The organism is Thiocapsa sp. (assembly GCF_022340925.1).
Taxonomy (GTDB): domain Bacteria; phylum Pseudomonadota; class Gammaproteobacteria; order Chromatiales; family Chromatiaceae; genus Thiocapsa.
Genome location: NZ_JAJDNA010000102.1, coordinates 1 through 21,320 on the forward strand (window position 1 = coordinate 1; position 21,320 = coordinate 21,320).

At 66.6% G+C, this 21,320-nt stretch carries 26 protein-coding genes; 8 read left to right on the forward strand and 18 right to left on the reverse strand.

Annotated features, from left to right (window positions below; translation table 11 throughout):
• Together LJE61_RS12465 and tnpA are read left to right on the forward strand one after the other, a co-directional pair.
• A partial coding sequence (locus LJE61_RS12465; protein WP_296918523.1) for an alpha/beta hydrolase occupies nt 1–476 on the forward strand: 476 nt, incomplete at its 5' end.
• Nucleotides 421–810 (forward strand): IS200/IS605 family transposase, encoded by a 390-nt coding sequence (gene tnpA, locus LJE61_RS12470; RefSeq protein WP_296918524.1) that lies wholly within the window; start codon nt 421–423, stop codon nt 808–810. The genes LJE61_RS12465 and tnpA, both read left to right, overlap by 56 nt.
• On the opposite strand, the gene LJE61_RS12475 is transcribed toward tnpA, so the two are convergent.
• From LJE61_RS12475 to LJE61_RS12495, 5 genes are all read right to left on the reverse strand, one after another.
• A complete protein-coding gene (locus LJE61_RS12475) occupies nt 731–916 on the reverse strand; it encodes a hypothetical protein (RefSeq protein ID WP_296918554.1) in 186 nt (61 codons plus the stop codon). The genes tnpA and LJE61_RS12475 overlap by 80 nt on opposite strands.
• A gap of 85 nt (nt 917–1,001) precedes the next feature.
• Nucleotides 1,002–1,709: an alpha/beta fold hydrolase gene (locus LJE61_RS12480; RefSeq protein WP_367114919.1), complete on the reverse strand. Its 708-nt coding sequence runs from the start codon at nt 1,707–1,709 to the stop codon at nt 1,002–1,004.
• Entirely contained in the window at nt 1,706–2,560 is an 855-nt protein-coding gene (folE2, locus tag LJE61_RS12485; RefSeq protein ID WP_296918525.1) for a GTP cyclohydrolase FolE2, read from the reverse strand. The genes LJE61_RS12480 and folE2 overlap by 4 nt, the downstream gene beginning before the upstream one ends.
• A gap of 98 nt (nt 2,561–2,658) precedes the next feature.
• Entirely contained in the window at nt 2,659–3,552 is an 894-nt protein-coding gene (gene ispA, locus LJE61_RS12490) for a (2E,6E)-farnesyl diphosphate synthase (RefSeq protein ID WP_296918526.1), read from the reverse strand.
• Nucleotides 3,545–3,787, reverse strand: coding sequence for an exodeoxyribonuclease VII small subunit (locus LJE61_RS12495; protein ID WP_296918527.1), 243 nt, complete (start codon nt 3,785–3,787; stop codon nt 3,545–3,547). Before LJE61_RS12495 ends, ispA begins: the two co-directional genes overlap by 8 nt.
• Before the next feature lie 346 nt (nt 3,788–4,133).
• On the opposite strand from LJE61_RS12495, the gene parE reads away from it, so the two are divergent.
• Both parE and LJE61_RS12505 read left to right on the forward strand, forming a co-directional pair.
• Nucleotides 4,134–6,020 (forward strand): DNA topoisomerase IV subunit B, encoded by a 1,887-nt coding sequence (gene parE, locus LJE61_RS12500; RefSeq protein ID WP_296909650.1) that lies wholly within the window; start codon nt 4,134–4,136, stop codon nt 6,018–6,020.
• Nucleotides 6,021–6,108: 88 nt separating this feature from the next.
• Nucleotides 6,109–7,227 carry an FIST signal transduction protein gene (locus LJE61_RS12505; RefSeq protein ID WP_296909651.1) on the forward strand — a complete coding sequence of 373 codons (1,119 nt, stop codon included), beginning with the start codon at nt 6,109–6,111 and terminating at the stop codon, nt 7,225–7,227.
• 64 nt (nt 7,228–7,291) lie between these two features.
• Here LJE61_RS12505 and LJE61_RS12510 read toward each other — a convergent pair whose 3' ends face one another.
• The 8 genes from LJE61_RS12510 to hslO all read right to left on the reverse strand — a co-directional run bounded on the left by LJE61_RS12510 (nt 7,292) and on the right by hslO (nt 15,058).
• Nucleotides 7,292–7,960 carry a YceH family protein gene (locus LJE61_RS12510; RefSeq protein WP_296909653.1) on the reverse strand — a complete coding sequence of 223 codons (669 nt, stop codon included), beginning with the start codon at nt 7,958–7,960 and terminating at the stop codon, nt 7,292–7,294.
• A 13-nt stretch (nt 7,961–7,973) separates the two neighbouring features.
• On the reverse strand, nt 7,974–8,432 hold the full coding sequence (locus LJE61_RS12515; RefSeq protein WP_296909655.1) for a bis(5'-nucleosyl)-tetraphosphatase: 459 nt from the start codon (nt 8,430–8,432) through the stop codon (nt 7,974–7,976).
• Nucleotides 8,429–10,756, reverse strand: a complete 2,328-nt coding sequence (locus LJE61_RS12520) for a tRNA(Met) cytidine acetyltransferase TmcA (RefSeq protein ID WP_519973029.1) — start codon at nt 10,754–10,756, stop codon at nt 8,429–8,431. The genes LJE61_RS12515 and LJE61_RS12520 overlap by 4 nt, the downstream gene beginning before the upstream one ends.
• Nucleotides 10,753–11,526 carry a protein-L-isoaspartate(D-aspartate) O-methyltransferase gene (locus LJE61_RS12525; protein WP_296918529.1) on the reverse strand — a complete coding sequence of 258 codons (774 nt, stop codon included), beginning with the start codon at nt 11,524–11,526 and terminating at the stop codon, nt 10,753–10,755. The genes LJE61_RS12520 and LJE61_RS12525 overlap by 4 nt, the downstream gene beginning before the upstream one ends.
• 182 nt (nt 11,527–11,708) lie before the next feature.
• Nucleotides 11,709–12,008, reverse strand: a complete 300-nt coding sequence (locus LJE61_RS12530) for a hypothetical protein (protein ID WP_296909690.1) — start codon at nt 12,006–12,008, stop codon at nt 11,709–11,711.
• Nucleotides 12,009–12,163: 155 nt separating this feature from the next.
• Nucleotides 12,164–12,532: an HIRAN domain-containing protein gene (locus LJE61_RS12535; protein ID WP_296909657.1), complete on the reverse strand. Its 369-nt coding sequence runs from the start codon at nt 12,530–12,532 to the stop codon at nt 12,164–12,166.
• Nucleotides 12,533–12,808: 276 nt separating this feature from the next.
• The gene (locus LJE61_RS12540) at nt 12,809–14,059 is read right to left on the reverse strand and encodes a NupC/NupG family nucleoside CNT transporter (RefSeq protein WP_296909659.1); all 1,251 of its coding nucleotides are present in this window, start codon (nt 14,057–14,059) and stop codon (nt 12,809–12,811) included.
• Between the two features lie 126 nt (nt 14,060–14,185).
• Nucleotides 14,186–15,058, reverse strand: a complete 873-nt coding sequence (gene hslO, locus LJE61_RS12545; protein WP_296909661.1) for an Hsp33 family molecular chaperone HslO — start codon at nt 15,056–15,058, stop codon at nt 14,186–14,188.
• 255 nt (nt 15,059–15,313) lie between these two features.
• Here hslO and LJE61_RS12550 point away from each other — a divergent pair, with 255 nt between their 5' ends.
• Nucleotides 15,314–15,484, forward strand: coding sequence for a hypothetical protein (locus LJE61_RS12550; protein WP_296909662.1), 171 nt, complete (start codon nt 15,314–15,316; stop codon nt 15,482–15,484).
• Between the two features lie 207 nt (nt 15,485–15,691).
• Here the strand turns inward: LJE61_RS12550 and LJE61_RS12555 are convergent, their stop codons facing one another.
• On the reverse strand, nt 15,692–16,534 hold the full coding sequence (locus tag LJE61_RS12555; protein ID WP_296909692.1) for a metallophosphoesterase family protein: 843 nt from the start codon (nt 16,532–16,534) through the stop codon (nt 15,692–15,694).
• Nucleotides 16,535–16,600: 66 nt separating this feature from the next.
• Complete coding sequence (locus tag LJE61_RS12560) at nt 16,601–16,903, reverse strand: MTH1187 family thiamine-binding protein (protein WP_296909664.1); 303 nt, start codon at nt 16,901–16,903, stop codon at nt 16,601–16,603.
• Between the two features lie 125 nt (nt 16,904–17,028).
• On the opposite strand from LJE61_RS12560, the gene LJE61_RS12565 reads away from it, so the two are divergent.
• Complete coding sequence (locus tag LJE61_RS12565) at nt 17,029–17,490, forward strand: hypothetical protein (RefSeq protein ID WP_296909666.1); 462 nt, start codon at nt 17,029–17,031, stop codon at nt 17,488–17,490.
• Between the two features lie 251 nt (nt 17,491–17,741).
• Nucleotides 17,742–18,026: a DUF6489 family protein gene (locus LJE61_RS12570; protein WP_296909668.1), complete on the forward strand. Its 285-nt coding sequence runs from the start codon at nt 17,742–17,744 to the stop codon at nt 18,024–18,026.
• A gap of 103 nt (nt 18,027–18,129) precedes the next feature.
• On the opposite strand, the gene purN is transcribed toward LJE61_RS12570, so the two are convergent.
• Both purN and purM read right to left on the reverse strand, forming a co-directional pair.
• The gene (gene purN / locus LJE61_RS12575) at nt 18,130–18,810 is read right to left on the reverse strand and encodes a phosphoribosylglycinamide formyltransferase (protein ID WP_296909670.1); all 681 of its coding nucleotides are present in this window, start codon (nt 18,808–18,810) and stop codon (nt 18,130–18,132) included.
• Nucleotides 18,803–19,876 (reverse strand): phosphoribosylformylglycinamidine cyclo-ligase, encoded by a 1,074-nt coding sequence (purM, locus tag LJE61_RS12580; protein WP_296909672.1) that lies wholly within the window; start codon nt 19,874–19,876, stop codon nt 18,803–18,805. Before purM ends, purN begins: the two co-directional genes overlap by 8 nt.
• Before the next feature lie 142 nt (nt 19,877–20,018).
• Here purM and LJE61_RS12585 point away from each other — a divergent pair, with 142 nt between their 5' ends.
• A complete protein-coding gene (locus tag LJE61_RS12585) occupies nt 20,019–20,576 on the forward strand; it encodes a CDP-alcohol phosphatidyltransferase family protein (protein WP_296909674.1) in 558 nt (185 codons plus the stop codon).
• A gap of 6 nt (nt 20,577–20,582) precedes the next feature.
• Here the strand turns inward: LJE61_RS12585 and hda are convergent, their stop codons facing one another.
• Nucleotides 20,583–21,287: a DnaA regulatory inactivator Hda gene (gene hda, locus LJE61_RS12590; RefSeq protein WP_296918531.1), complete on the reverse strand. Its 705-nt coding sequence runs from the start codon at nt 21,285–21,287 to the stop codon at nt 20,583–20,585.
• Between the last annotated feature and the right edge of the window lie 33 nt (nt 21,288–21,320).

The window sequence follows — 21,320 nt, forward strand, 5'->3', positions numbered from 1 at the left end:
AGAAACATCCGCGAAAGATGATACGCTTGTTGACCTCGACGCCCGAGGTCGAGGGGGTTCACCTGCTCTCGCACAGTCGCGGCACCGCACTTCTGATGAGCACTGTGCGCGACCTGTTCACCGAGGTCGTCGCCGCCGGGAAGGAGCCCAGCGACGTCTTGCGGATCGACAACATTGTGTTGTTCTCTCCGGATATCGATATCGAGCTGTTCGGTCAGGACGTCACGGCGGGGTTCTCCGACCCGGACATGCACTCGGTCTGGCCCAGTCAACGGCTGCCGCGCGGCCTGCGCGGCAGGCTCACGGTCTACTCCTCGCCGCAGGATCGGGCCCTGTTCATCTCGCGCCTCCTCTTCCGCAGCCGAACCCGCGTCGGGAACATCCGCGCCGAAGTATCGTCGGCGGTCGATCTGCGGGTCGTTGCGCAGGCAGATCGGAGCGGTTCTGCGCGAGCTGTGTCAGCAGCCAGGGGTTGAGATTGTGGAAGGGCACGCGATGCCGGACCACATCCACCAGTGCCTGAGCATTCCACCGAAGTTCAGCGTGGCGAACACGGTGGGGTTTCTGAAGGGGGAGTCGGCGATTCGCATCCGTCGCCAGTTCCTGGGCCAGAAGCGCAACTTTACGGGGCTGCATTTCTGGGCGCGGGGGTACTGCCTGAGCACCATTGGCTTGGATGAGGCGCCGCCATCGGCCGGATCGAAGTCCCGCCCGCCTGTCGGCGACCGACTCAGGAGCGCTCCCGCTGACCCGGTGCCAGGGCGCTCAGGAGCGTTGCCGCGGCACCGAGGAAACGGAACAGGACCTTGAAACCCCACTCGCCCAGCAAGACGGTCAGGTTGTCGTCCTCCGACCGGACGTGGTCCGTGCCGGGGGTCGGTGTGGATGGCTTCGACTCAGGCGCGGCTCGTTGCATACGTGCCTCCTCGGGCGTCCCGCGGGCTGCGGGTTCAGGGGCTCTTGCCGGGTTGGGCGACCCTGGCCCGGCTGCTCCGCGCAGTCTAGTCAATGCACTCGGCCAAGATCTCCGGGCACTCCAGGAGGGGATTATGCCCGATTCCGGGCAAGATACGCAGCCGTGTCGAAGCGCGTCGGCGGGCCACCTCCCGGGCGATTGCGAGGAACTTCCGATCCGCGGACCCGACGATCCAGTCCAGCTGCCCGGGGAAGCGCGCCAAGGGTCCCCACAGGCTCGGCATCCGCGCGAGCCCATGTTGCTCCAGCGACTGTGCGAGGCCCTCGGCGCGCTGTCGCAGGCGTTGCGCGCGTTGTCCCTTCATGACTGCCTCCGGCAGGCGAGTCTGCGTCGAGAACAAGGGTTGTGCCTCCCAGGCCCGGACGAACGCCTCGATCCCCTCGCTGCGCAGGCGTACGACCCATTCGCGCTCGAGCGCCGCGCGCCGCGCCCGTTCTGCGTGATCGGTCAGCCCCGGATGGGCGGAGACGATGAGGGCCCTGCTGAATCTGGTCGGATTGGCCGCGATCAACCCCATGGCGAATCGCCCGCCTAGGGAATAGCCGGCAACCTGGTCGACCGCGTCAGGCAGTCCCTGGAGGATGTCGCGGAGACTCGTGCGAAAGGACCCCACTGGCGACAGGTTTTCGCCGTGCCCGGGGAGGTCGATCGCCAGCGCCCGCCCGCCGAGGCGCGGGCAGCACCTCAACCAGTCGGTTGCGTTGCCGGTGAAGCCGTGCAGCAGCAGGATCAGAGGGTCGCCTCGGCGATGCGGGCCTCGCGCTCCTTGTCGCGCTCGATCAGGGCGTAGGCCGAGTGGTTGTGGATCGATTCGAAGTTCTCGGCCTCGACCACATAGGCGCTGACGCGCTCGTCCGCGTTGAGGCGCTTGGCGACGTCACGCACCATGTCCTCGACGAACTTGGGGTTGTCGTAGGCCCGCTCGGTCACGTACTTCTCGTCCGGGCGTTTGAGCAGACCGAACAGCTCCGAGGAGGCCTCTTGCTCGACCAGGTCGATCAGATCTTCGATCCAGATGAAACCCTGCGTGCGCACCTGTACCGTCACATGGGAGCGCTGATTGTGGGCGCCGTAGGCCGAGATCTTCTTGGAGCAGGGACAGAGGCTGGTGACCGGAACCACGACCTTGATCTCCAGGCTGGGCCGGTTGTGCCGGATCTCGCCGATGAAGGTGACCTCGTAATCGAGCAGGCTCTCCACCCTCGTGACGGGGGCCTTCTTGTTGACGAAAAAGGGGAAGCGCATCTCGATATGGCCGGCCTCGGACTCCAGGCGCTCGGACATCTCCGTCAGCATCTCTTTGAAGGAGGCGACTCCGATCTCGCGCTCGTGATTGTTCAGAATCTGCACGAAGCGTGACATGTGGGTCCCCTTGAAGTCGTGCGGCAGGTAGACGTACATGTTGAAGGTGGCGACCGTGTGCTGCTCAATGCCGCTGCGATCGCTCACCCGCACCGGGTGGCGGATGTCCTTGATACCCACCCTGTCGATGGCGATCCGGCGGGAGTCGGCGCTGCCCTGAACGTCAGCAATATCGGTGCTGTCGAGGGTCGCGCAGCAGGTGAGATCGAGCGCTTGCTCCATGATGTGACGTCTCTCGATGGATCCGCTGTTCTGACAGCGCTAGAGGGTTGGGGCTGAGGCGGACAAGACCAACGGATGCAGACCCGGGGGCGGGTGTGTCAGTGCTTGCGACCGATCAGGGCGCCCGCGATCCAGCGGAGCGGCTCGGCCCCGCGCGAAAAGACCTCGATGCTCTCCAATGCTTCGCCGATCAGATTGGCGGCCATCTCCTTTGCCTCGGCGAGGCCCACCAGATCAGGGTAGGTCGCCTTCTCCAGGATCCGATCGCGTCCCGCAGTCTTTCCGATCAGGCTGGTGTCGCCCTCGACGTCGAGCAGATCGTCCTGGATCTGAAAGGCGAGCCCGACGCACTTCGCATAGCGGTCCAGCCGCTCGGCATGATCGGGGTCCGGTGCATCGTGAGCGAGGATTCCCATCTGGACCGCAGCTCGGATCAGAGCGCCTGTCTTGTGGATATGGATGTGCTCGAGCATCGCCACGTCCTGCACCGTGCCCTCGGCGGCGAGATCGAGGGCTTGTCCCCCGACCATGCCCCGGGAGCCAGCGGCGCGTGCCAGGCTCGCCACCATGGCGATGCGCTTTTCGGAGGCGAGTCCGGGCGCCTCGGCGAGCGCCTGGAAGGCGAGGGTCTGCAGGGCATCGCCGGCAAGGATCGCCGTCGCCTCGTCGAAGGCGCGATGGCAGGTGGGACGCCCGCGGCGCAAGTCGTCGTCATCCATCGCCGGGAGGTCGTCGTGGATCAATGAATAGGCGTGGACAAACTCGATCGCGCAGGCCGGCCGGTCCAGCAGGTCCGGATCGACGCCAAGCGCCTCGCCGGCGCCATAAACCAAGAGCGGGCGGATGCGTTTGCCCCCGCCCAGGACCGCGTAGCGCATCGCCTCGTGCAACCGAGCCGGCTGCACGCTGGCGGGCGGCAGCAGCTCGTCGAGCGCGGCCTCGATGCGATGCTGGCAGCGCGCGCGGAAGGCGTCCAGATTGGGTTCAGTCATCGGGTGTGAAGGGCTCCGGCTCGGCCTCTGGCCGCGCGTCGGTGAGGACCCGCACGCGTTGCTCGGCCGCGTCGAGCGCCTCTTGACAGGTTCGAGTCAGGCCGACGCCGCGCTCGAACGCGGTGAGCGACTCCTCCAGGCTCATGTCGCCCTTCTCCAGGGCGTCGACGATGGACTCCAGCTCGGTGAGGGCCTGCTCGAAGGATGGCGCGGTGGGATCGGCGGGTTTTTTCATGCGGTTAGGCGCTCGGGAATGGCAGCTGAACCCGTCGCGCATGGGCTTTGCGGGCACCGGGGGAGGGTGCGACGACGAGGACGAGCGGGCTCGATCGCGAGGAGTCGCCACGCGGCGACCGGGGGCAAGAGCCGTGCATCGCGGCGGCCAATCCATTCGGTGACGGGTCATACGTTACTCCAGCTTCGGGGCGAGGGTCAAACCGGGGCCGGCGCCGGGATTCGCCAGCACCGGGCTCCCGCGCTAGGATGTAGCCCGACCCCGCGAGGGAGCGAGATGCGGTGCCCTGCGGTCCCGGCCTTGCCTGACCTTTGCCAACACGCTACAGGATCGATCGAAAGCGTCCATGACCGGCAACTACGATGCCTCAGCCATCGAGGTCCTGAGCGGCCTCGACCCGGTGCGGAAACGCCCGGGGATGTACACCGATACCAGCCGTCCCAATCACCTTGCCCAGGAGGTCATCGACAACAGCGTCGACGAGGCGCTTGCCGGCCATGCCCGGCGGATCGATGTGGTGCTCTTCGCCGACGGCTCACTGGAGGTCAGCGACGACGGACGGGGCATGCCGGTGGACCTGCATCCCGACGAGGGACTTCCCGGTGTCGAGGTCATCCTGACCAAGCTGCACGCGGGCGGCAAGTTCAGCAGCGACAACTATCGTTTCTCCGGCGGCCTGCACGGCGTCGGTGTCTCAGTGGTCAACGCACTCTCGCAACGTCTTGAGGTCTGGGTCAAACGCGGCGGCCACGAGTACCACATGGCTTTCGCCAGCGGGGACAAGGCGAGTGATCTTGATCGGGTCGGGACGGTGGGGCGCGGCAATACGGGGACGCGCCTGCGGTTTTGGCCCGATCCCAAGTATTTCGACACGCCCAGGCTGGCGATTCGTCCGCTCATCCACCTGCTGCGGGCCAAGGCCGTCCTCTGTCCGGGACTCGAGGTCCGGTTGCGCGACGAGACGGGCGGGGAGGAGCACGTCTGGTGCTATCAGGACGGCCTGAAGGACTATCTCGTCCAGGCCCTGAGCGGGGCGGAGACAATCCCCTCGCAGCTCTTTGTCGGCGACCTCAAGGGCACCAACGAGGCGGCCAGTTGGGCACTGGCCTGGCTGCCGGAGGGCGGTGAGCCGGTCGCCGAGAGCTATGTCAACCTCATCCCGACCGTACAGGGCGGCACCCATGTCAACGGCCTGCGTACGGGTTTGACCGAGGCGGTGCGCGAGTTCTGTGAATTCCGCAACCTGCTGCCGCGCGGTGTCAAGGTGGCCCCGGAGGATGTTTGGGGCCGGATCAGCTACATCCTCTCGGTGAAGCTGGTCGAGCCGCAGTTCTCCGGGCAGACCAAGGAGCGTCTCTCCTCGCGGGAGTGCGCCGCTTTCGTCTCGGGCGTCGTCAAGGACGCCTTGAGTCTCTGGCTCAATCAGCATGTGGCCGAGGGCGAGCGGATCGCCGAGTTGGTGATCGGTGCGGCCCAGGCGCGCCTGCGTGCGGGGCGGACCATCACACGCAAGAAGGTCACGCAGGGGCCGGCCCTGCCCGGCAAGCTCGCCGATTGCACCACGACCGATCCCGAGCGCGGCGAGCTCTTTCTGGTGGAAGGGGATTCTGCAGGGGGCTCTGCCAAGCAGGCGCGCGATCGGGAGTTTCAGGCCATCCTTCCCCTGAGGGGCAAGATCCTCAACACCTGGGAGGTCGATCCGGCCGAGGTCCTTGGCTCGCAGGAGGTCCACGACATCGCGGTCGCAATCGGTGTGGATCCGGGATCCGATGATCTCAGCCGGCTGCGCTTCGGCAAGGTCTGCATCCTCGCCGATGCCGACTCCGACGGCGCCCATATCGCAACCCTGCTGTGCGCGCTGTTCTTGCGCCATTTCCGGCGCCTCGTGGCTGAGGGGCATGTGTTCGTGGCCATGCCGCCGCTCTACCGGATCGATGTGGGCAAGCAGGTCTTCTACGCCTTGGACGACGACGAGAAGCGTGGCATCCTGGACCGCATCGAGGCGGAGAAGATCAAGGGCAAGGTCAACGTCCAGCGTTTCAAGGGCCTCGGAGAGATGAACCCGGCGCAGCTGCGCGAGACCACGATCCATCCGGATACCCGGCGCCTGGTCCAGCTCACGGTTGACGCCGAGGACGACAGCAACAACCTCCTCGACATGCTGCTGGCCAAGAAGCGCGCGTCCGACCGGCGCGCCTGGCTCCAAGAGAAAGGCGACCTGGCCGAGGTATGACGGACCTCAGGTGTGGGCGGCGCCACCCCGTTGTCGGGCAGATCGCCTGACGGACGTCAACACTCCATCCCGGGAAAAGTGCATCACTATGGACCCGTTTCGCTTCGGACATGCCGCGGCCCCCGATTGGCGACAGGCCGCCGATCGGTGCCTGTCGCAGCTTGGGCGCGTGCCCGCTGCGGCGACGCTGGGGTTCCTGTATGTCACCGACAGCCTCGCCGATGAGCTCGACGACGTCCTCGAGGCCTTCCGCGACGCCACGGGAATCAGCCAATGGGTCGGCAGCGTCGGCATGGGGATCTGTGCAACCGGGGCCGAGTATTACGACGAGCCCGCGATCGCAGTGATGCTCGGCGAGCTGCCGCCCGATGATTTTCGGATCTTTCCGAGTCTGGTCGAGGATCTCGACGACTTCGATGCCCTTCACGGCGACTGGATCCAAACGCACGAGCCTCATCTCGGGCTCGTCCACGGCGACCCGTCCAACGGTCTGACCGAAAATTTGATCCAACAGCTCGCCCAACGGACCACTGCGGGTTTCCTGGTGGGCGGCCTCGCGAGCTCGCGCGGTGACACCCTGACCCTTGCCAACGGGCTCACCCGGGGCGGCCTCTCGGGCGTCCTCTTTTCCGGCCGGGTCGGGATCCTGACCCGACTCAGCCAGGGCTGCTCGCCCATCGGGCCACACCACGCGATCAGCGACGCCCAGCGCAACATCCTGATCCGGCTTGATGGCGAGCCGGCTCTGGATGTGCTCAAGCGGGACATCGGCGAGATCCTGGCGCGCGACCTGTCGCGGCTCGGCGGCTACATCTTTGCCGGGCTGCCGATCCCGGCGTCGGATACGGGCGACTACCTGGTGCGCAACCTGGTCGGGATCGACCCCAGTCACGGCCTGGTCGCGATCGGCGACCTGGTGGAGCCCGGCGGGGAGCTCATGTTCTGCCGGCGCGACGCCGACACGGCGCGGGAGGATCTCGCGCGCATGCTGCAGGGCATCAAGGGCCGGCTGTCCGGACCGCCACGGGGCGGGATCTACATCTCCTGTCTGGGGCGCGGCGTGAACCTCTTCGGTCCGGACTCGGCCGAGCTCAGGCAGATCCAGGCGGCCCTCGGCGATGTCCCGGTCGTCGGCTTCTACGCCAACGGCGAGATCTCGCGCGACCGCCTCTACGGGTATACGGGGGTCCTCACCCTCTTCACCTGACGCCCTCTCGGCACCGAGCCGATTCGAAGGGTGTTGTACCCGAGCGGCGAGCCGGGCCGTCCAGTCAGCGCCGTTCCGCGAGTCCGGTCAGCGACCACAGGCGGTCGATCTCCGCGCGAAGCCCGGCGACCTCCGCCTCCAGTGCCTCGATGCGGGCATCGCGGATCGGCTCGCCTGCCGGGGCCGGCCCCGAATCCGCCATTTCCTCGAACCGGGGGCGACCACACAGGAGATGCGCGTAACGCTCCTCGCGTTTGCCTGGCTGGCGGGGGAGCTCGACGACAAGCGGTCGCTCCCGCTTGATCATGCCGTGGAGGGTCTCGGTAACCTGCTCGAGATCCCTGAATCCGGCAAGCCGGCCGGTGTTGGTTCGCAGCTCACCGATCGTCTGGGGACCGCGCAGCATCAGGGCGCACAGGAGCGCCTGTTCTTCCCGGCTGATCAAAAAGGTGCCGACCATCTTATGGTCGTAGCGCTCGGTCCGTCCCGAGAAGCTGGCGTGAATCAGACCGCGGTCGCGCAGTCGGTTGACGACGTGCCCGACCTCGCCGGGAGTCATGCTCATCACGGGATGTCGGGCACTTTTCTGGTTGCAGGCGCTGACGAGGCCATTTAGCGTCAGCGGGTACTGCTCCGGCGTGGTGCGCTGCTTTTCCATCAGGCAGCCGAGGACGCGCGCCTCGGCCGGGGTCAGCATGGCATCGGATGCATCGGGTTCGGGCTCGATCGACATGGTCAGTCGTTCTCTATTGATCGGTTGACGGGACGGGGTCCGGGTGCTCGGGCGATTCGGCGATGCGCTGCTGTGCCCACTCCAGGACCTCTCGTACCCGGTCGTTCAGCAGTATCCGGCCCTGTTGATAGGTCACCCAGCGGAACTCCTGGTGCTCGGGAAACCCCAGATCCGGGTTGATTGCCAGGCGCACATCGCCACGCGGTGATTCGGCCAGATAATAGCGCGCGACCTTCCCGCGACCGTAAGGCGATGTCTCGACGAACGACTCCCCCCAACGGAAGGCGAGCTCGGTGAGTCCGGTCTCCTCGGCTACCTCGCGGCGTGCCGTTTCCAAGGGTGACTCGCCGGGGCTCGTCTCTCCTTTCGGGAAGTCCCAATACGCGTAGCAGCGCAGGATCAAAAAACGGGTTTCCGATCCGAAACGACGGATCGGGATGACACCGGCGGAGCGCACTGGTGGTTTGGTCATGGCTGGCGGAGCTGCGCGGCCGCCTGACGCAGCCAGGCAACGACCTCGTCGCGGCCCGCTGCCCGACAGAGTTTAACCAGCTCGGCGGTTGGACGCAGCTGGCGGGCGGCTGCGATCAACAGGGCGGCGCCTTGGGCATCGATTGTCCGGGCCCGCAAGCAGGGCCCCAGTCGGCGGCGGATCAGATCGGCCAGAAGCGGCAAGCTGGCGTCAAGCGAACGATGTCCGTGGACGAACCCGCCGAGCTCGTGCTCCTGCAGCGCTTGCTCGGATGGGTCCGGTGATGGCCCCGGAGCGTCGCGCATAGCTGCGGCGAGCGCGGTGGCGGTCATTGGATCGAGCCCGCGCAGCGGACCGGCGAGGAGGATCGGGAGTCGTGACTCAAGCCGAGCCTCCGCCTTGGCCGCGAATCGCTGGCCGCGTCGGTTCAGCGGGCAGAGCATGACGAGTGCGTGCTCCCCGCTCGCGGCGTTGCGGCTGGTGCCGATCTGGGCCGCCCGGAAGCCGCACCGATCCCAGAAATGCACGAGGCCGGGGGTCGCGCCGAAGCTTGCACCCAGTAGATCCAGTCCTTCCGCGCGACCATCCCGCTCGAGGCGGCGAAGCAGCCGGCGGCCGATTCCTCGTCGCGCGAGGGCGGGGTGGACGGCGATGCGAATCACCCGCAGGTACCGGAGCTCGGTCGCCTCCGCGAGCCCGGCATGGCTCGAAAGGGTCTGCGGGAGAAGGTGGCCGCGCGGACGCCGGCGCCCCATGAAGATGGCCTCGCGCAGGTCGGGGTCCGTGAAACCGCCTTCCTCGGCGGCAACCAGTGCGGCTGCGATGTGCCCGCCCAGTCGCAGGGCATACACCCGGACATTCAAGCCATCGAGCAGCATGCGCAGATCCATGGGGCGGGTCTGGTAATGCGCCAGGACCAGCAGGCCGAATAACTCGCGAATGGCCGTTTCGTCTCGGGCAAGGGTGTCTCGGTCGAGACGCTCACAGGGGGTGTGGGCCAGGTCGGCCCCGGCCAGGTACTCCTCTGTCGCGGGGGCGGCGTCGAGGAGCAGGGCGCGGAAGGTCAGATCCTCCAGGGGGTCGTCTGGGGCCCAGCGGATCGGCGTGTCGAGGGATAGGGCGCGCCAGTCGGGGGCGAGTCGGTCCAGGGTGGCGCGGAACCGCACGTCGAAACCGCGTCCCGTTCCCTCGTAGCCGTGCACCGTGGTCGCAAAGACCACGCGCGGGTAGTGGAGGAGCAGGGCCTCGAGCAGCGGGGCGGGGATGCCGGCGGCCTCGTCGATCAGCAGGAGATCGGCTGGCGGTCTATCCGCAGCGAGCTCTGCCGGGGATCGGAAGGTGAGGGGTCCTTCGCCGCCCCACTGGGCGGGTCGGTCCATCCCCCCCACCTGGCTTGGGCTGCACCGGGACACGGCAGTCGAGTCCGGAGCGGTCAGAACCGCACCCGCGTGTTTGAAGACCGACTCGACCGCGGAGCGCCGCGGCGCGGTCACCAGGATGCGCAGCGGGGCGACGTGCAGCAGTCGGCCGGCAGCCAGTCCGAGCGCCGCGCTCTTGCCACGCCCGCGGTGCGCCCGGATGACGAGGGGGCGGCGCGCGCGGCCGCGCGCGACCCCCAGGATGGTGGCGATGGCGCGAGCCTGGTCCAGCGTGGCGGGCTGCGTCGGGTCGGGACGCTCCGTGGTTCGATCGGTGTCGTTCGCCAGCGGGTTGAGACGCGCGGCCTCGGACATGAACACTTGCGTCGCCCGGAGTGTCTCCACCTGCCCTTGGGCGAGATGGGCCAGCCCGCGAGCGTCGACCAGAACGGTTGCCAGTCGGCCCAGGAATCGGCCACCGAGTGACCCTGCCGAATGGGGCCAGACCGCAATCCGGTTGGCCTGCGGGTCGGACCGATGAGGCCAGTCGGCCAGGGCGGGGGTCAAGAGGACCAGGAGACCGCCGCCGCGAATCGCACCGGTCGCTGCACCGAAACCATCCGGCTCGAATCCGCTATGGGCATCGTAGAGGAGGAGGTCGAGGTCAGCGCCGAGGAGTCTGCTGGCCGCCGACAGCGGCAGGGCGCCCTGGGCGAGCTGCCGCTCCGTGAGCCAGGTCGGGGTCAGCCCCGGGAGTGCGTCAACGGTCCGGTGAGCGCACGCCGCGGTCCAGCGCGGGTCGCCGCTGAGCAAAAGGGTTGCCCGATGTCCGGCTGCCTGAGCCTGGCGCCTCAGGGCACGGACGAGCGACTCCAGTATCGCCTCGTCGCCGGGATCGCTCGGCGGTCGGGCGCCCCCCGGGGCCTTGTCCGCGCGTCTAGAGAGATCGTCGATCGCTTGCCTCAGTCGCCCAGTGGGCCTGTCACAGGCACGAAACGCACCGGAAGGAGGTCACGACGGCGCAGACTGCCATCCTCGCCCTTGTCGAAGACCGCAAGCTGCTGAATGCTGTCGACGCCGCCAACCGGCATCACCAGCCGGCCACCGGGCCTGAGTTGGCCGACGAGACGCTCCGGAATCTCGGGCGCGGCGGCGGTGAGGATGATGCCGTCGAACGGCGCGGCCTCCGGCCACCCGAGCCAGCCGTCTCCGGCGCGCACCCGGACCTGCGGGTAGCCGGCCGCGGCCAGGTTTGCGATCGCGCGCTCCGCCAGGGCGGGAACGATCTCGACCGAATAGACCTCGACGCCCATGGCGGCCAGCACCGCAGCCTGATAGCCGGATCCAGTGCCGAGCTCAAAGACGCGATCACCGGGCCCGACGCCGAGCAGCTGGCTCATGATGGCGACGATGTAGGGTTGGGAGATGGTCTGTCCGTTGCCGATCGGCAAGGGATGGTTGGCATAGGCGAGTGCCCGCTGCGCACTCGGCACGAATGCGTGGCGAGGGACCTGGCGCATGGCCTCCGCTACCACGGGCTCCAGCCGGTCGAAGCCGAGCTCCCGCGAGGTCATCCGGACCTCGGCCTCGATCTTCTCCACGAGTCGATGACGCTCAAGGGTCATGTCTTGTTCCGATGCGCACGCGTTGACGGCCGCCGACAGGGCGAGTGCGGCGGCGACGAGGGTTCTGTGAACGGAATGGGTGGCCGCATCGCGGGCGCTTCGCATGATCATCGGCTCTGCACCTGGGGGGTCGTCGCGGCGTCACCTGTGAGGTGAGGGATCGGCAATCCAGGATACTGATTCTAGCAACCTCTCTGCACAAGCCGACGCCGCGGCCAATCGCCATTTTCAGGCTCAAGGCGCCGCGTGCGACCTCGCAACCGGCCGAGTGGGCGTCGATGCCGATCGTTCGCTCACTTGAACAGGTCTTCGGCGGCACGTCTCAGCGCCATCTGGTCATCTGCCGAGGCTGGCGGCGTCCCGGCTCGGAGCAGGGGTTGAAACCAGTCGCAGAAGTTGGCCTGCTCCTTCACAACGACGCGATCGACCATGGGTTCCCGGCACTCATTTGGTCGTCCGGGGGCGTAATGGCGGCAGTTGCGGCAGCAGTGGGTCGGTTTGCCGCACGCGAGGCAACCCAGCTCACGCCCATAGTCGAGCTTAGTCAGTCCATGTCCACAATTCCAGCAGTGTCCGCTGATCTCATCGGCCATGATCCAGTCCATACAGCCCGCGTCAGGGGTCCATTGTCGGTCGTCCCGGCCAGATGTGCCAGGGGCCGCGAACGGTCTTGCAGACCCTGCGAGGTAGCCCGGCGACGGCACCCGTCCGGGGTCAAGGGGGAACACGCCAGCCTTTGCGATCGGCCTCAATGCATGAGGATCTCCAGCTCCACGCGCTGATCGTGATCGGCGTGCGGGATCAGACGACGGATGCGCGCACTCAAGCGGCGCCGCCTTGCAAGCAGGCGGGCAACGACCAGGTTTTCCCAGCGGGGCAGATACCCCAGCTTGTGGCCGCGCCAGTGGATGGCCACGGCCTCGGCATCATGGGGGTTGTGCCGTTCCGCGGCCAGGGTCAGCGCCGTGCCTGTCCGCAGGGCCGGCCAGAGCGCCAGCGCCTCGTGGTGGCAGAATCCAGCCAGGCGGCTTCGCTGGATGACGAAAGGGCTGCCGAGGATTGCCTCGTCGAGACAAGCGCCGGAGGCATGTTCATTGGAGGGTCGCGGGTGGGACATGACGGTGACCTCAGCGATGCGGAGGGATCGATGCTAGCGCGCTGGGTGGCTCAAGAGCTGAGCCCGCGCCCCGGATTGCGAAAGGCAGGTCGTGAGCCGGATCGGGCGCGCTACGGAAACGCTTTAGGTCAGCGCTGGCGTGTTCGGTGTTTCCTGTCTGGGCCGGGAAGCCCCGCCATGTTCAAGCGCCCAAGCACTTGAGAATGGGGGAACCGGGAAACCGCATGTTTCGCTCCCGCCTGATCTTTAGCCAGGATGGCCATTCACGCCACGTCCCTATAGAACCAGGGCGACGACCGCGCCGGTCATCAGAGTGGCCATCGTGCCCGCGAGGATGGACTTCATTCCGAGTGAGACGATCTCGTCGCGCCGCTGCGGCACCATGGCCCCGAGCCCGCCGATCATGATGCCGAGGCTGCCGAGGTTGGCGAATCCGCAGAGGGCGTAGGTCAGGATCAGACGACTGCGATCGGTGAGCTGTGTGCCCGACATGCGGGCGAGTTCCAAGTAGGCGAGCAGCTCGTTGAGCACCGTCTTGACGCCCATCAGCGAGCCTGCCACCTGGGCCTCCGACCAGGGGATTCCGATCGACCAGACGACCGGAGACATGATCCAACCGAGTATGCGCTGCGCGCTCAACGGCTCGCCCGCGATCAGCGGCAGCAACCCGAGGAGTTGGTTGGTCAGACTCACCAGGGCGACCATGACGATCAACATCGCGACGATGTTGAGCCACAGCGGAATGGCGTCGAGCGTGCCCCGGGTGATGGCGTCCATGCTGCTGCGCGAATTGCTCGTGATCGCGATGAGGGCCCGACCCGTCTCGCCGTCGTCCTCGGGGACCAGGATACCGGCGAGCATCAAGGCCGCCGGGGCGCTGATCAGCGACGCTGTGAGGATATGTCCCATCGCGTCGGGCACGGAATCCGCGAGGATACCGGCATAGAGGACCATGACGGTCCCGGCTACGGTGGCCATGCCGCAGGTCATGAGCGCAAAGAGCGCCGCCCGCGAGAGTCCGGCCAGGTAGGGCCGGATCAACAAGGGTGCCTCGGTCATGCCGACGAAGACGTTGGCCGCGGCCCCGAGTCCGAGCGCCCCGCCGGTCCCCATGGTGTGCCGCAGCAGCCAGGCGAACGCTCGGACCAGCAGGGGTAGCACGCGCCAATGAAAGAGCAGCGCGGACAGGGCACTCATCACCAGGATCAGTGGGAGCGCCTGAAAGGCGAGCACGAAGCTGTTCTGCGGGTACGGCACCTCGAAGGGTGCGGCGCCGCCGCCGAGAAAACCGAAGACCAGCTCTGTACCGGCGCGGGTGGCGCGCTGAATTGCCACAACCAGCTGGTTGAGCGACAGAAACACCGACTGGGCGAGGGGCAGCCTGAGGAGGACGAGGGCGAGGAGGAATTGCAGGGCCAGCCCGGCCAGGATCAGGCGGGGAGCTACCGCGCCTCGCCGCTCGCTCAAGACCCAGGCCGAACCGATGATCAGGCACAGTCCAAGCACGGGTTGAATCTGGCTCAGCATCGGCGGCCTCGCTGGAACGGGACGGACGGCGGCATTCGGTCGGTTTGGAGCGCCGGCGGTCGAGTCGCCGAGGCCGTGGCCTCGAGCGCGGAGGGGCGGGCTCGAGGACCAGGCGGTTCGATCGAGTCAGTGCTGTGAAGAGGGCGACGCGTGGCGGCTATGTTCGGCGAAGATCTGCATGGTGTCCACGGGATCGAATCGATAAGTCCGGTTGCAGAACTCGCAGGTGACCGTGACGGCCCCTTGCTCGGTGATGATGTCGTGAACCTCGTCCGCCCCGAGGAGCTTGAGTGTCTCCTCGATTCGAGTGCGCGAGCAGCCGCAACGAAAGGCGACCGGCTCGGGCTCGAAGAGGCGGACCGATTCCTCGTTGAAGAGTCGGTGCAGAAGGTCGCTGCTGGAGCGACCGGCGAGCTCCTCGCGGGTGAGTGTGCCGGCCAGCATCCCGACCCGCTCCCAATCTTCGTCGCTGAGTCCGTCACCCGGAAGGCGCTGCAGCAGCAGGCCGGCGGCCCGTTCCTCGCGCGCGGTGAGCCAAAGCCGTGTCGGGAGCTGCTCCGAATCGCTGAAATAGTGCTCGATCGCAGCCGAGAGGTCGGGTCCCTCCAGCGGCACGATCCCTTGGTAAGGCGCGGCGCCGCGCCGCTCGATGGTGAGCGCAAGGTGGCCAGCGCCGAACCGCGCCGGGAGAGTCCCGGCGGACGGCACATCACCTTCCCACCGGGCGAGTGCGCGCACCTTGTGCTCGTCTGTCGTTTGCGCCACCAGCGTGCGAATCGGTCCGCTCCCCTGTGCCTGCAGGATCAGGGAACCCTGAAACTTGATGGTGGCCGCAAGCAGAGTCACGGCGGCCATGGCCTCGCCGAGTGGCTCGCGCACCGCCTCCGGGTAGGGGTGCGCGCTCAAGACGGCGCGCCAGGTTGCATCGAGGTGAACCAGATTCCCGCGAATTCCGGTGTTCTCGAAGAGGAAGCGGTAAAGGCGATCCGAGTCACTCATCCGATGCTCCCGCGGGTGCTGTTTGTTGCCTCGTTACATCTTGTTTCAAATTGTCATCGTTTGCGCCCTGTGTCCGACACAAACGATCGGATTTGGGCGCACGTCCTGATGCGGCTTCATGTGCCAAGTAGTTTCAATCTGTTACAGGCGCGTCCGACGGCTCGGCTCAGGGTCGGATCGCGGGTCACTGCGACTTGCATAAACGTTAGCAAACGCTAATATGCTGTTTAACATTGTCGTGGAAAGGAAACAACCATGATCCCTTTGATCCTGAGTCTCGTGACGGCTGTCCTCTTTCTGATCCTTGCCAGCGCCATCTATGGGGTCGAGGCGCTTGCTGCCAACGCCTGGGTCGCCATGGTCTTTTGGGGCCTCATCGGGGCGGGAGCTTTGGTCTTCGCCCTGAGCGCCGAAACGTCCCGGTGATGGTACTCATCGGAGGGAAGCCGCGGCCTCCACCGTGCCCCGATTGGCCTCGGCCGCTTCCCCTGTCCGGGCTCGCCCCCGGGGGGCGCCTCATCGCTGGACATCTCCGGATGCGGGCGACGGGGACTCCGCGTGCCGAGTCGGAGGGTTGCGCTCGGACGCATGCGCGATCCGCGGGCGCCACCTGAGTCGGGTTCCTCGCTGCGCTCAGCCCTGACCCGACTTCCTCAGGAAGGCATCGACGGAAGGACCCAGCTCGCGTTCGCCCGCGAGGACGGCCGCCTCGAAGCCTCGGCGCCAGTGAGGCATCAGGAGACGCGCCTGGCGCCACTCCTCGAAGAGGATGCGCGCCAGGGGGCCGCCTTCCTCGATGAAGCCCGAATCCCGAAAGTGCCGCTCGGCACGTCCGCGGTCATACTCAAACCGGACGATCTCCCATTCCCAGCGCCCACGCCTTTCCTGGAGTCGCGCATAGCTACCGCGCGGGTCACCGTCGAAGGGCGAGCCGACCGATCCGACGTTCAGGATGGGGATGCCATCCAGCTCGCGCTGAAGCGGCCGATGGGTATGAGCAGTCACGAACAGCGCGACATCCGCCGGGAGCTGGCCCCGGATAGCCTCGTCCGGAGCGCTGGCGGTGATGCCGTGGCGATTGCCCGCCATGGTCCCATGGGTGACATGAACCCAGCTTGCGTCATGGCTGCCATGGAAACAGAGATGGTCCGGCCAGCCTTCGAGCGCCGAAATGCGCTCACGAACCTGCCGATGGGTCCAGTCCGCGAAGCGACGCATGTCGGCCTCGAGCTCCGTGCGCGGGGGCTCGCGACCGCAACGCAGTATCCACGCCTCGTGATTGCCTTTGACCGGGAGCCATCCGCGGGATCTGCGGAGCGTCTCGAAAAGCTCGAGGCAATCGAGGCTGCTGGGTCCACGGTTGACGAGATCACCGTCCATCACGACGAGGTCGGGGTCCCAATCGAGGATCTGCTCGACGGCGACCTCCATCGCCGGCAGATTGGCTTGTACGTCGGAAAAGATCGCGACCTTCATCATCGGCATCCAGCGGCGCGGCAATCCCCACACGATAACCGGATCACAGCGTCGAGAAAACTCGGCCTAGCCGATTCGCCCACGCACGGCCTCGATCTTTGCGGAGAGTCGGCCGACCGGACCCTGTCGAATATCGAACTTCGCCGTTGCATAGACGCGCTCGCAGCCCAGCCCCTCCAGGATCGCCTGGGCCCGGGCGATGATCTCGAGGGCATCGGGTAGCGTGGCAGTCTCGACGGTCGTTCCCATCGGCGAGAGCCGGTAGGGGTGGCCGCTGTCCCGGATCATCGCGACGACAGGGGCAACGAAACGGCTCATGCTGACACCCTGGTCCAATGGGAAAATGCTGAGATCGAGGAGGACGGACATGTGGATGTTTCGCGGGTGCGGGCAAGATCCGGACTGGGATTGCCCTGTCATGGACGAGAACTATAGACTGCGGCTTATCACACGCCCAGCGCGAGCCGCGAACAAGTCGACCGCAACGACCTTCGATGACAACCGAGAACGACGCCGCCGAGCCCGATTGGGAGACCCCCTTGACCTTGACGCTGACCCCGGCGCTTCTCATCCACTCGTTGATGGGCACGGCGTCCGCGGTCCACACCGGGTGGGGCAGTTGTGTCGATGACTCGCTCCTGCTCTCCAATCTGGTGTCGATGGAGGATCGGGCCGGGAACTATATCCGGCTTGCCGAGCAGGAGTTCGTCGAGGACGATCAGCCCGAGACCGTCTGGCATGATTGGACCCTGGAGGTACGGATCGGCAGCGTGCTCACGACCGGACATTGGCAGTTCCCCGCGACCGCGCATCCATCGGAGTGGGAGTGGAACGCGCGCGAGGCAGGCCGTGCCTTCGAGCGTGCCTGTCTCCTGGTGGGGCGTCGCGTGCGTCGCACGATGGCGGTCGAGGATCCAGCCCCGACCGATGCCGTTCCGCGATTGAGTCGCCATTAGCGAAACGCTGGACGTATGCAGCGTTTCCCGCCCGGGGCAGGAGGTCCCGGCATGTTCAAGGACCTCAGTGCCTGAACGGACACGAAGCCTTCGGGGGGTCGCACCGCTCGGAACGCGGGCCGATGATGGCCAGGATGGACATGAATCCCATTTCCTCAGGGAGCGCTGGCCTATGCGGTCCCTCCAACCGGTCAGCCGGGCTCCGATTCTGATGCAGCCGGGGCGCTATGCCGCGCCTCAGGGAGATCGTCATGAAGATCAGTGTTGACGTCGATATCACACCCGATGAGGTGCGTAAGCTCTTTGGTCTGCCGGATGTCGAAGGCTTTCAGCGTCAGCTAATGGAGGATATCCGCGAACGCTTGGCCTCGGGCGCCGAGGGTTACGATCCGATCAAATTGTTTCAGCCCTACGTGTCCGGGACCATGGCTTCGTGGGACATGTTCCAGAAGATGCTGGCGAGCGCGGCCAGTGGTGCTTCGGGCGGACCGGCCGGTCACCAGGAGGCGACAGAGGTCTCTGCGCGCAAGAAATAGCTCAGCCGGCGTGCGCCGGTTGGCGGGCGGCGGCGAGCGAGTCAAACCGGCAGGGCGGCCGCATCAGAGCCGGGTCCTGGGGGGCAAACCCGCCCTTGCCCGCTCAGACCTCGCGGCGCTCGCCAGCCGAGCTGGCCTCGATCACGACGGGCGACAAGAGGGGCGCACCGTCCAGCCAGGGCAGACCATCGTCTCCCAGGCGCAGGCGGCCTTGCGCGAACCAGCCCACGGCCCGCGGATAGATGATGTGCTCCTGCGTCAGCACGCGTGCCGCCAGGGATGCGGCATCCTCGCCCGAACGGATCGGGAGGCGGGCCTGGATGATGACTGGCCCGCCGTCGAGCTCCGCCGTCACGAAATGCACGCTTGCCCCGTGCTCGCGCTCGCCGGCATCCAGTGCACGCTGATGGGTGTGCAATCCGCGGAATTTCGGCAGAAGCGAGGGGTGGATGTTGAGCATCCGACCCAGGTAGTGACCGACGAGCCGGGGCGTGAGAATGCGCATGAATCCGGCCAAGACCACCAGGCCGGGGCGATAGCGGTCGATCAACCCCTGCAGATCAGCCTCGTAGGGCTCGCGACTGTCATACCTCCGGTGATCGAGCACCTCGGTCGGGATGCCTTGTCGTCGCGCCCGCTCGAGACCGTAGGCGTCGGGCCGATTACTGATCACGGCAACGATCTCGATCGGCAGGCCCTTTGTCTGCTGATCCATCAATGCCTGCAGGTTGCTGCCGCCACCCGAGATCAAGACGACGACGCGCAGGTGTCCGCCATCAGGCATCGCCGATCGCGCCTCGGAAGCTGACGGTCGCCGGTCCCCGGGCCGATTCGATCCGGCCGATGACCCATGCCTCCTCACCGCAGGCGCGGAGCTGCTCGAGTGTCCGGTCTTGGTCCTCCGTGCCGACCGCGATCACCATCCCGATCCCGCAGTTGAAGGTCCGCAACATCTCCGATTCGGGGATCCCGCCCTGGGCCCGGATCCAGTCGAACAGCGGCGGCCGGGACCAGCTTCCGAGGTCGAGGATCGCCCGGGTGTCCCCGGGAAGCACCCGCGGCAGATTCTCCGTTAGCCCGCCCCCGGTGATGTGGGCCAGGGCGTGCACCCGGACGCGCCGCGTCAGCGGCAGCACCGATCCAACATAGATGCGCGTCGGTGCCAGCAACTGCTCCCCCAGGCTGACCCCATCCATCTCCTCGGCCAGGTCCGCACCGCTCACCTCGATCACCTTACGGATCAGGGAGTAGCCGTTGGAGTGTGGTCCCGACGATGCGAGTCCGATCAGGACGTCGCCCGGTTGGACGCGCTCCGGGAGGATCAGATCGCTCTTCTCGACAATCCCGACACAGAATCCCGCGAGATCATAGTCTCCGCCGGCGTACATCCCGGGCATTTCGGCTGTCTCGCCCCCGGTCAATGCGCACCCCGCCAGCTCGCAGCCGCGGGCGATCCCAGCGACGACGGAACTGGCGACATCCAGGTCCAAGTGCCCGGTGGCGTAATAGTCAAGGAAGAAGAGAGGCTCGGCACCGCTGACGAGGATGTCGTTCGCGCACATGGCGACCAGATCGATCCCGATGCTGTCGTGACGCTGCAACTCGATCGCCAGCCTGAGCTTCGTGCCGACGCCGTCCGTCCCAGAGACGAGCACCGGCTGCCTGTAATCGCCCGGCGGGAGCTCGAATAGCGCCCCGAAGCCGCCCAGCCCGGTGATCACCCCGGGACGGAAGGTGGCGGCGGCGAGCGGCTTGATGCGCTCCACGAGTCGGGCGCCGGCGTCGATGTCGACGCCGGCGTCGCGATAGCGGAGGGCTGCGGATGGCGAACGGTCGAAATCCTGCGTCACGCTCGAGCTCCATGGACGGGATCAACCTTTCCATTCTAACAGTCGGTGGGAGACCCGAATACGCGCCAGGCACCTTGTACAGGCGAGAGCGACCGGACTAGCATCGAGGGTGGGGCCGCCATGCGACGACTGGAGCCGAGCCGTGGAGAGCAAGGACCTTCCGAATCTGATCAGCGTGCTGCGACTGATTGCTGTGGCGCCGATCGTCTACCTGCTGCTGTCCCGTGAATTCGGGTGGGCGCTGGTCCTGTTTGCCGTGGCCGGGGTTTCGGACGGATTGGATGGCTTCCTGGCCAGGCACTATGGGTGGCGCAGTCGGTTGGGAGGCATCCTCGACCCGCTCGCCGACAAGACTCTGCTGATCTGCAGTTTCCTGGTGCTGGGGTGGCTCGGGTTGGTGCCGGTGTGGCTGGTGCTGGCGGTGGTCCTTCGGGATCTCATCATCGTCGGCGGGGCGGTGCTCTACAACTATCGGGTCGAGGCGGTCGAGGCGGCCCCGATCCCCATGAGCAAGCTCAACACACTGCTGCAGATCCTTCTGGTGGTCATGGTGATCATGGATTCCGGCCCGTTTCCGCTTCCCGCTGCCCTGATCGAGACGACGATCTGGGTGTGTCTTGTGACCGTCGTCGTGAGTGGTGCCCAGTATGTCTGGATCTGGGGTCGCAAGGCGCGGATGCGCGGTTGGAGGGAGGACTGATCCCGATCAGATCTCCCCACGGATGACCTGGCGCACCAGTGGAATACTCGGTTGGCGCCGCTCACGCAGGCTCGCCCGGTCGATTCGAATCATCAGCTCGACGAGCGAGGCTGGATCGCGCGCACAGTTGTTCATGATGTATCGCGCCGTCTCGTGCGCGAGCCGCATGCCGAGCCTCGCTGCGACCTCAATCAGCAACGTCTCGCAGTCCGGATCGCTCAGCGGCAGCAGGCAGTAGCGGGGACCCCACTGCAGACGGGAGCGCAGATCCGGCAGTCCGATACCCAGCTCATCTGGGCCCGAGGTCGCGGCAATCAGAAGTGCGCAACCGCGAGCACGCGCCCGATTGAAGAGGTTGAACACGGCCAATTCCCAATCAGGACGGCCCCCAATGGTGTCGAGATCGTCAAGCGCCAGGAGGTCCCGGGTCTCGAGGTCTTCGAGCATCGAGGGCATCAAGCCGGAGAGCGCCAGCGGGATGTATTGAGCCGTCCTGCCCACGCCGGTCGAGGCGCGACAAGCCGCCTGCAGCAGATGGGTCTTTCCTGTCGCCGGGCCGCCGAAGAGATAAAGGACCGGCTCGCCCGACCCATCCGCCTGGGCCCTGACCGCGGCCGACGCCTCCGCATTCGGTCCCGGCCGATAGTCCGCCAGGGTGGGCTCCCGGATCAACTCGATGGGGAGCGTCAGTTGGTTGGGGTGACCGATCAAGGCTCAGCCGATCCGATTGGCCGGGTCGCCGTG